The 8,232-nt window shown below is 66.3% G+C and carries 8 protein-coding genes; all 8 read right to left on the bottom strand.

The genetic code is table 11. The features are described 5' to 3' along the window. Positions 1 to 189: 189 nt before the first annotated feature. Positions 190 to 513, bottom strand: a complete 324-nt coding sequence (locus EZ242_RS20205; protein WP_135286995.1) for a ComEA family DNA-binding protein — start codon at positions 511 to 513, stop codon at positions 190 to 192. Positions 514 to 602: 89 nt separating this feature from the next. Then, positions 603 to 1,604 (bottom strand): ADP-glyceromanno-heptose 6-epimerase, encoded by a 1,002-nt coding sequence (gene rfaD, locus EZ242_RS20200; RefSeq protein ID WP_135286994.1) that lies wholly within the window; start codon positions 1,602 to 1,604, stop codon positions 603 to 605. A gap of 44 nt (positions 1,605 to 1,648) precedes the next feature. Continuing rightward, complete coding sequence (gene rfaE1 / locus EZ242_RS20195) at positions 1,649 to 2,587, bottom strand: D-glycero-beta-D-manno-heptose-7-phosphate kinase (RefSeq protein ID WP_135286993.1); 939 nt, start codon at positions 2,585 to 2,587, stop codon at positions 1,649 to 1,651. A gap of 24 nt (positions 2,588 to 2,611) precedes the next feature. Beyond that, positions 2,612 to 3,745, bottom strand: a complete 1,134-nt coding sequence (gene lapB, locus EZ242_RS20190) for a lipopolysaccharide assembly protein LapB (RefSeq protein ID WP_135286992.1) — start codon at positions 3,743 to 3,745, stop codon at positions 2,612 to 2,614. After that, positions 3,735 to 4,016 (bottom strand): LapA family protein, encoded by a 282-nt coding sequence (locus tag EZ242_RS20185; RefSeq protein ID WP_135286991.1) that lies wholly within the window; start codon positions 4,014 to 4,016, stop codon positions 3,735 to 3,737. Before EZ242_RS20185 ends, lapB begins: the two co-directional genes overlap by 11 nt. Positions 4,017 to 4,039: 23 nt before the next feature. Then, a complete protein-coding gene (locus EZ242_RS20180) occupies positions 4,040 to 4,357 on the bottom strand; it encodes an integration host factor subunit beta (protein ID WP_135286990.1) in 318 nt (105 codons plus the stop codon). Between the two features lie 37 nt (positions 4,358 to 4,394). After that, on the bottom strand, positions 4,395 to 6,071 hold the full coding sequence (gene rpsA, locus EZ242_RS20175; protein ID WP_135286989.1) for a 30S ribosomal protein S1: 1,677 nt from the start codon (positions 6,069 to 6,071) through the stop codon (positions 4,395 to 4,397). A gap of 167 nt (positions 6,072 to 6,238) precedes the next feature. Continuing rightward, a complete protein-coding gene (locus EZ242_RS20170; protein ID WP_135286988.1) occupies positions 6,239 to 8,230 on the bottom strand; it encodes a bifunctional 3-phosphoshikimate 1-carboxyvinyltransferase/cytidylate kinase in 1,992 nt (663 codons plus the stop codon). Between the last annotated feature and the right edge of the window lie 2 nt (positions 8,231 to 8,232).

The raw sequence follows: 8,232 nt of genomic DNA, 5'->3' as shown, positions 1-8,232 counted from the left end.
TGAAACGCCTCTGCGCCGATGATAGTGCGGATTCCCGTGTGAAAGTAGGTCATCGTCAGGCTATTAATCCAGCCCAAAAAGCCCAGCACGAAAGTGCTGGGCTTTTTGCTTTGCGGCGATTGAGACTTCTCAAACATAGGGGAGTGGCCGCAGCAAATTACGACGCACTCCCTTGCGCTCGACAGGTTCTTATTTCTTGGCTTCCTTGGACGCGGGCTCGGTAGCCTTTGCCTTCGTCATCGCCGTCGATTTGTACAGCTCGCCGTTGACCGTGACGCCCTGGCCAGACAGCTTCTCAGCCAGGTGTGGTCCGATGCCGCGCACGCGGTCGATCAGATCGCCCCAGTTCTTATACGGTCCCGCGTTTCGCTCGTCCAGGATCCGCTTCGATGTCGCCGGACCGACGCCGTTCAGGCCATCCAGCTCCGCGGGCGTCGCTTTGTTGACTTCGAGTGCGGACGCCACGGTGGCTGCGCAAAGCAGGGTCGCAAGCGCAATTGCATTCTTCAACATTCACATCCTCCTTGTGAGTTAGAGATTCGGCCTACAAAGGCCGGCTCGAACTCTATCCGAGGATGTGAGTACGAAGGTAGTGTTTCAGCTCATGCGTGGTTCTGTAACCACTTCATGTAACGCGACACTCCGGCTTGGACGTCCATGAACTCGTGATCACAGCCCGCTGCACGCAGGCGTGACAAGTCGGCCTCGGTGCGGCACTGATATTTGCCGCGCAGCGCGTCTGGAAACGGGATGTACTCGAGGCGCACACCACCCGCTTGCGCGGGCGTCTCGCCAGCTTGATCGGATCGGCCTTCAAGTGCGGCGATCACGCTGTGGGCGACGTCTTTGAAAGGCTGCGCTCGTCCGGTTCCGAGATTGAAAAGTCCGGAACGGTTCGGGTGATCGAAGAACCAGAGGTTGACCGCGACGACATCGTCTACATGAATGAAATCGCGGACTTGCTCTCCGGGTCCATAGCCACCGTATTCACCGAACAGGCGGACCTTGCCCTCCTGCTGGAACTGGTTGAACTGGTGAAAGGCAACACTGGCCATCCGCCCCTTGTGCTGTTCCCGCGGGCCGTAGACGTTGAAATAGCGAAAGCCGACCACCTGGTGCTGCGTGCGTTCGAACGTCGGGCCGAGCTCACGCCGAAGCCGCTGGTCGAACAAGAGCTTGCTCCAGCCGTAGACGTTCAGGGGCCGCTCGCATTCGGGCGACTCGCGGAACTCGCTGGAGCCGCCGTACGTGGCGGCCGACGAGGCGTACAACAGGCGTGCGCCGCGCTCCTGGCAGGCACGGAACAAGCCACACGAGGTCGTGTAGTTGTTGTCCATCATGTACTTGCCATCGGTCTCCATCGTGTCGCTGCAGGCGCCTTCGTGGAACACCGCTTCGACATGGCCGAAGAAGCCGTCGGCGAAGGCCTCGTAGAAGAGATCCGCATCGACGTAGTCGGCAATGCGCAGGTCGGCCAGGTTGCGGAACTTGTCCCCCTGGGTCAGATCGTCCACGGCGATGATGTCATCGATGCCGCGGTCGTTCAGACCTTTGATGATGTTGCTGCCGATGAACCCGGCGGCGCCGGTGACGACGACTCTCATGCGTTTCCTCCTGCTCAGAAGCGAATGCGAAGCTGGCGCGGGACTTAGTCCGGCGCGAACAGCTCCCTGTACGACACCGTGGCGGTTCCGAACTTGCCCACCACGATGCCTCCGGCACGGTTGGCCAGTGGCATGGCGTCGCGCAGCGGCATCCCGGCCGCGACCAGCGCGGCCAGTGTGGCAATCACGGTGTCGCCTGCACCCGTGACGTCGAACACTTCGAGCGCGCGCGCGTCCACATGGACCGATCCCCCTTCGTCGAAGAGCGTCATGCCGGCCTCCCCTTGCGTGACGAGCACGGCACCCAGGTGCAGTTGCTGGCGCAGCGACTGCGCCTTGCGTGCGAGCTCCTCGCCGTCACGCCAGCTGCCGACCACCTGCTGCATCTCGTTGCGGTTGGGTGTGATCACGCTCGCGCCGGCATAGCGGGAATAGTCCGAGCCCTTGGGATCGATGAGCACCGGCAGTGCGTGGGACCGCGCCTGGTCGATCATGGCGGGGATGTGGGCAAGTCCGCCTTTGCCGTAATCGGAGAACAGCACGGCGCCATGCTCGGGCGCCAGGGTGCCGAAGGCTTCGTTCTGCAAGGCAAGCGCTTCGTGGTCGGGTTCGTTCTCGAAGTCCAGGCGAAGCAGCTGCTGCTGCCGCCCGATGACGCGCAGCTTGACGGTGGTGAGCAGGCCGGGATCGCGCTTCAGGTGGCTCTGGATGCCGGTCTCGCGCAGCAGCGTCTCGAGCTGCCGGCCGGGCTCGTCGTCGCCGATGACGCCCAGGAAACTGGCCTGGGCGCCCAGGGTGACCACGTTGAAAGCGACGTTGGCGGCCGCACCGATGCGTACTTCCTCGCGCGTGACCTTGACGACCGGCACGGGGGCTTCCGGCGAGATTCGCTCGACCGCGCCGTGCCAGTAGCGGTCCAGCATGGCGTCACCGACGACGAGGACGCGCGCCTGGGCAAGTTGTTCTTGGGAAGGGTGGTTCATGACAAGGGCGCCGCGCAGCGCAGCTCATAACTCTTCGACGCGCCGGGCCGGGTAGCTGTCCCATGCCTGGCAGCCTGGACATTGCCAGAAGTGCTTGTTGGCCTCAAACCCGCAGGCTGCACACCGATAGCGCGACAGCGGCTTGACGGCCTGGTCCAAGGCCTTCTGGAGCAAGGGGTGGAGTTCCTCGTGCTCCAGGCGCTCCCCGGACATCCAGCGGCTGGCGACGACCAGCGACGGCTCGCGTTCCAGGTGCTGGACGTACAGGGTGCGCGCTTGTTCCAGATCCGGCTCCAGCATGACCAGTGCATCCAGGACGTCGAGGGCGGGGGAGGCCTGCTCGCATGCCAGCAGCAGTTCGCGTGCGCGTTGGGCCTGGCCACATGCCCGTGCCGATTCGGCCAAAGGGCGGGCGATGAGGCCCATGGCCTGCGGCGCGGTGTGAGCCAACTGGGCCAAGGTCTCGAATGCGGCGCGCTCGTCACCTGCGCGGCGCTGCAGGGCCGCCAGCTCCAGCCCGGGTCGTGGTGCTGTGGGGGCGACCTGCTGGGCCTGCCGGACCAGGCGTTCGGCCTCGTCGCGCGGCGCCTGCAGGGCCTGCTCGCAGAGGTAGTGGGCCAGCCGGGGGCCGTAGGCCGCTTCGCCGCGGGCATCGAGCTTGCGGGCGATGTCGCCGGCGCGGGCCCAATCGCGGGTGCGTTCATAGATGGCCAGCAGCGCAAGCAGGGCCTGCGGTTCATGGGGCGTGCCTTCGAGCTTGAGCAGGGCGTCCTCGGCGCGGTCCAGCAGCCCGGCCTTCAGGAAGTCCAGTGCCAGCGCATGCTGGGCGCGGTGGCGATCATTGCGGTCCAGGTCCCCACGCGACAGCAGGTGTTCGTGAACCCGCACCGCGCGGTCGTACTCGCCGCGCCTGCGAAACAGGTTGCCCAGGGCAAAGTGCAGTTCGGAGGTGTCCGGGTCGTTGCGAACGGCTTCGATGAAGGCGTCGATGGCTTGGTCCTGCTGCTCGTTGAGCAGGAAATTCAGGCCCCGGAAATAGGCCTTGGGCGCCTGGCGGTTCTCGATGCGCAGCTGCCGCAGGTCCAGGCGCGATGCAACCCAGCCGAGGACGAAAGCGATCGGCAGTCCCCAGAGCAACCAGCTGAAATCAAAGTCCATTCGGTTCGGTGGCGGGCGCCGCGACGGGCGTGCTGGCGGGTTCCCGAGCGGCGCGCCGGGCTTGCGCACGGTGCTTCCACCAGCGCGGGACCATGCCCAGCGCACCGACGGCCAGGCCCAGCGCGAATGCGGCCAGGACGATCAGCACCAGCGGGGCGCTCCAGTGCGCTCCGAAGAAGAAGTGCACCGTCACCACGTGCTGGTTGTTCAGCGCAAAGGCGAACAGAGTAAAAAAAATGGCTGCCTTCAGCAGCCATGCAAGGTATTTCATCCGGCTCCTCGGGTGGCCGGATTCTAGGCGCTGGCGCCGCCCTGGCCTTCCAGTTCGCGGGTGCGCATGTCGACGGCTTCGCGAAGTGCCTTGCCCGGCTTGAAGTGCGGCACGCGCTTTTCGGGAATCAGGACGCCCTCGCCACTGCGCGGGTTGCGTCCCGGCCGGGGCGCCCGGTGCCGCACCGAAAAACTTCCGAAGCCCCGGATCTCGATCCGGTGGCCGCGCACCAGGGCTTCCGAGAGCGCGTCCAGAATGGTCTTGACGGCGTACTCGGCGTCCCGATGATTGAGCTGGCCGAAGCGGCCAGCGAGTTCTTCGACGAGATCGCTGCGGGTCATGGGCGGTCCTGAAGTCGGCCCCGAAGGGCCGACACCATCACTTCTCCAGCTTGGCGCGCAGCAGGGCGCCCAGGCTGGTCGTGCCGGCGTTCTCGCGCGCGGACTGCTGGCTCAGGCTGGTCATGGCTTCCTGCTGGTCGGCCATGTCCTTGGCCTTGATGGACAGCTGGATGTTGCGGGTCTTGCGGTCGATGTTGACGACCACGGCAGACACCTCGTCGCCTTCCTTGAGCACATTGCGGGCGTCTTCCACGCGATCGCGCGAGATCTCGCTGGCACGCAGGTAGCCCAGGATGTCATTGCCCAGGTCGATCTCGGCGCCCTTCGGGTCGACGGTCTTGACCGTGCCGGAGACGATGGAGCCCTTGTCGTTCACCGTCACGAAGGTGGTGAACGGGTCCTGGTCGAGCTGCTTGATGCCCAGGGAGATGCGCTCGCGGTCCACGTCCACGGCCAGCACGATGGCTTCGACTTCCTGGCCCTTCTTGTAGTTGCGCACCGCTGCCTCGCCCGGCTCGTTCCAGGACAGGTCCGACAGGTGCACCAGGCCGTCGATGCCCGCGGCCAGGCCGACGAAGACGCCGAAGTCGGTGATCGACTTGATCGGGCCCTTGACGCGGTCGCCGCGCTTGGTGTTCTGCGCGAACTCCTGCCACGGGTTGGCCTTGCACTGCTTCATGCCCAGCGAGATGCGACGCTTGTCTTCGTCGATCTCCAGGACCATGACCTCGACCTCGTCGCCCAGCGACACGATCTTGGCCGGTGCGACGTTCTTGTTCGTCCAGTCCATCTCGGACACGTGCACCAGGCCTTCGATGCCGGGCTCCAGCTCGACGAAGGCGCCGTAGTCGGCGATGTTGGTGACCTTGCCGAACATGCGGGTGCCCTGCGGATAGCGGCGCGACACGCCCATCCAGGGGTCGTCGCCCATCTGCTTGAGGCCCAGCGAGACGCGGTTCTTTTCCGTGTCGAACTTGAGGATCTTCGCGGTGAGTTCCTGGCCGGCCTGCACCACCTCGCTGGGGTGGCGCACGCGGCGCCAGGCCATGTCGGTGATGTGCAGCAGGCCGTCGATGCCGCCGAGGTCCACGAAGGCGCCGTACTCGGTGATGTTCTTGACCACGCCGCGGACGATGGAGCCTTCCTTGAGGGTTTCCATCAGCTTGGCGCGCTCTTCGCCCATGGAGGCTTCCACCACGGCGCGGCGGCTCAGCACCACGTTGTTGCGCTTGCGGTCCAGCTTGATGACCTTGAACTCCATCGTCTTGTTCTCGAACGGAGTCAGGTCCTTGATGGGACGCGTGTCGATCAGCGAACCCGGCAGGAAGGCGCGGATGCCGTTGACCAGGACGGTGAGGCCGCCCTTGACCTTGCCGGTGGTGGTGCCGGTCACGAATTCGCCGGACTCCAGGGCCTTTTCCAGGGCCATCCAGGAGGCCAGGCGCTTGGCCTTGTCGCGCGACAGGATGGTGTCGCCGTAGCCGTTCTCGATGGCATCGATGGCCACCGACACGAAGTCACCCACCTGGACTTCGGTTTCGCCCTGGTCGTTCTTGAACTCGTCGATCGGCACGTACGCCTCGGATTTGAGGCCAGCGTTGACGACGACGAAGTTGTGCTCGATGCGCACCACCTCGGCGGTGATGACTTCACCAGCGCGCATCTCGGCGCGTTGCAGCGATTCTTCGAACAGGGCGGCAAAAGATTCGGACATAAGGTTCCTTGCACGTCGCGCAGGTTTCCACCAGCACCATTGCCGGCGTTTCTAGGACTGGGACGGCGGTCGTTGCGGCAATGGCCGCGGTTACGGTTGAAAAACCCACGACACCGGTGCGCTGCCGCGCGGATAGGAGCGTCGTGGGGCCAGCTGAAAAGCAGCCTTCAGGAGGACCCGAAGGGCTGCCGGTCTTCCCACCACTGGAGCACGAGCTGGACCGATTGGTCGATCGACTGTTCGGAGTTGTCCAGCAAGAGCGCGTCAGGCGCCGGGACCAAGGGGGCCACGGCCCGCTGCGAATCCCGCGCGTCGCGCGCCTCCAGGTCGGCGCGAAGACCGTCGATTGTAGTCGCGATGCCCTTGGCACTCAATTGGCGGTGCCGGCGCTCGGCCCGCTGCGCGGCGCTGGCGGTCAGATACACCTTCAGCGGCGCGTCCGGGAAGATCACCGTGCCCATGTCCCGGCCGTCGGCCACCAGGCCGGGTAGCGCCCTGAACGAATGCTGCAGCGACACCAGGGCCGCACGTACCGCGGGCAGCGCCGACACGCGCGACGCGTTCATCCCGGCCGCTTCGGTGCGGATCGCGTCGCTCACGTCCACGCCGTCCAGCCACACGCGCTCGCTGTCGAAGCGCACCGGCAGCCGCTCGGCCATCCGGGCGATGGCCGCTTCGTGGCCGGCATCCAGGCTCAGGCCGGACTGCACGGCGGCCAGTGCGGTGAGGCGGTAGAGGGCGCCGGAATCGAGGTAGTGCCAGCCGAGGCGCTGGGCGATGCGTGAGGCGAGGGTGCCCTTGCCGGAGGCGGTGGGCCCATCGACGCAGATCACCGGAACGTGCGCCGGCGCGGTGCGCGCCACGCTGAAGAAGGCTTCGAAATAGTGGGGGAAGGTCTTGGCGACGCACTGCGGATCCTCGATCCGCACCGGCAGCGCGGCCGGGTTGAAGGCCGCCAGCGAGAAACACATGGCCACGCGGTGATCGTCATAGGTGCGGATGCGCGCGGCCCGCCAATGCGTCGGCGGCGCGACCCGCAGGAAGTCGCCGCCTTCCTCGACATCGGCACCCAGCTTGCGTAGCTCGGCCGCCATGGCGGCGATCCGGTCCGTCTCCTTGACTCGCCAGCTCGCGATGTTGCGCAAGGTGCTGGGCCCCTGGGCGAAGAGCGCCATCACGGCCAGTGTCATGGCGGCGTCGGGAATGTGGTTGCAGTCGAGGTCGATGGGCCGAAGCGGCCACGCGCCGCGCCGCACCTCGATCCAGTTGGGGCCGCTGCGGATCTCGGCGCCCATCTGCTCGGCGGCTTCCAGGAAGCGGATGTCGCCCTGGATCGAGTCGCGCCCCAGCCCCCGGATGCGGACGGAGTCACCGTCCTGGGCCGCGATGGCCCCCAGGGCGACGAAGTAGCTGGCAGAGGACGCGTCGGCCTCCACGTGCACCGCGCCGGGGGAACTGAGGCGGCTGCCCGCCGGAATGATGAAGCGGCGCCACGCCTCGCGCCGCACCACGACGCCGAAACGCGCCAGCAGATTGAGCGTGATCTCGATGTAGGGCTTGGAAATCAATTCGCCCTGGACCTCGATCACCACGTCCTGCGCGGCCACCAGCGGCAAGGCCATCAGCAGTGCCGTGAGGAACTGGCTGGAGACGTCGCCGCGGACCTGGATGGGCCGCTCCAGCACGAGCCGCGGCGTGCCGATGCGAAGCGGCGGATAGCCCGGCTGGCCCAGATAGCCGACGTCGCAGCCGAGCGCCTGCAGCGCCTCCACCAAGTCGCCGATGGGGCGCTCGTGCATGCGGGCCACGCCGCGCAGTTCGAAGTCGCCGCCGAGAACGGCCAGCGCGGCCGTCAGCGGACGCATGGCCGTTCCGGCATTGCCGAGGAACAGGTGGGCCGGCGAGCGGGGAGGGCGGCCGCCCAGGCCCGTGAGGCGCAGCACGACGCCGTCGCGCTCGATGCCGCAGCCCAGCTGCTCCAGGGCGGCCAGCATCACCCGCGTATCGTCGGAGTCGAGCAGGTCGTGGATGTCGGTGGTGCCCTCGCACAGCGCTGCCAGGAGCAGCACGCGGTTGGAGATGCTCTTGGACCCAGGCAAGACCACCTCGCCGCCGGCGGACTGCAGCGGCGGAAGGTCCAGGAACTCGCTCGTGAACACGG

The organism is Ramlibacter rhizophilus, from assembly GCF_004681965.1.
In the GTDB taxonomy this organism is placed as follows: domain Bacteria; phylum Pseudomonadota; class Gammaproteobacteria; order Burkholderiales; family Burkholderiaceae_C; genus Ramlibacter; species Ramlibacter rhizophilus.
Note: the sequence above shows the minus strand (reverse complement) of the source record. Positions and strands in the feature narration are given on the sequence as shown.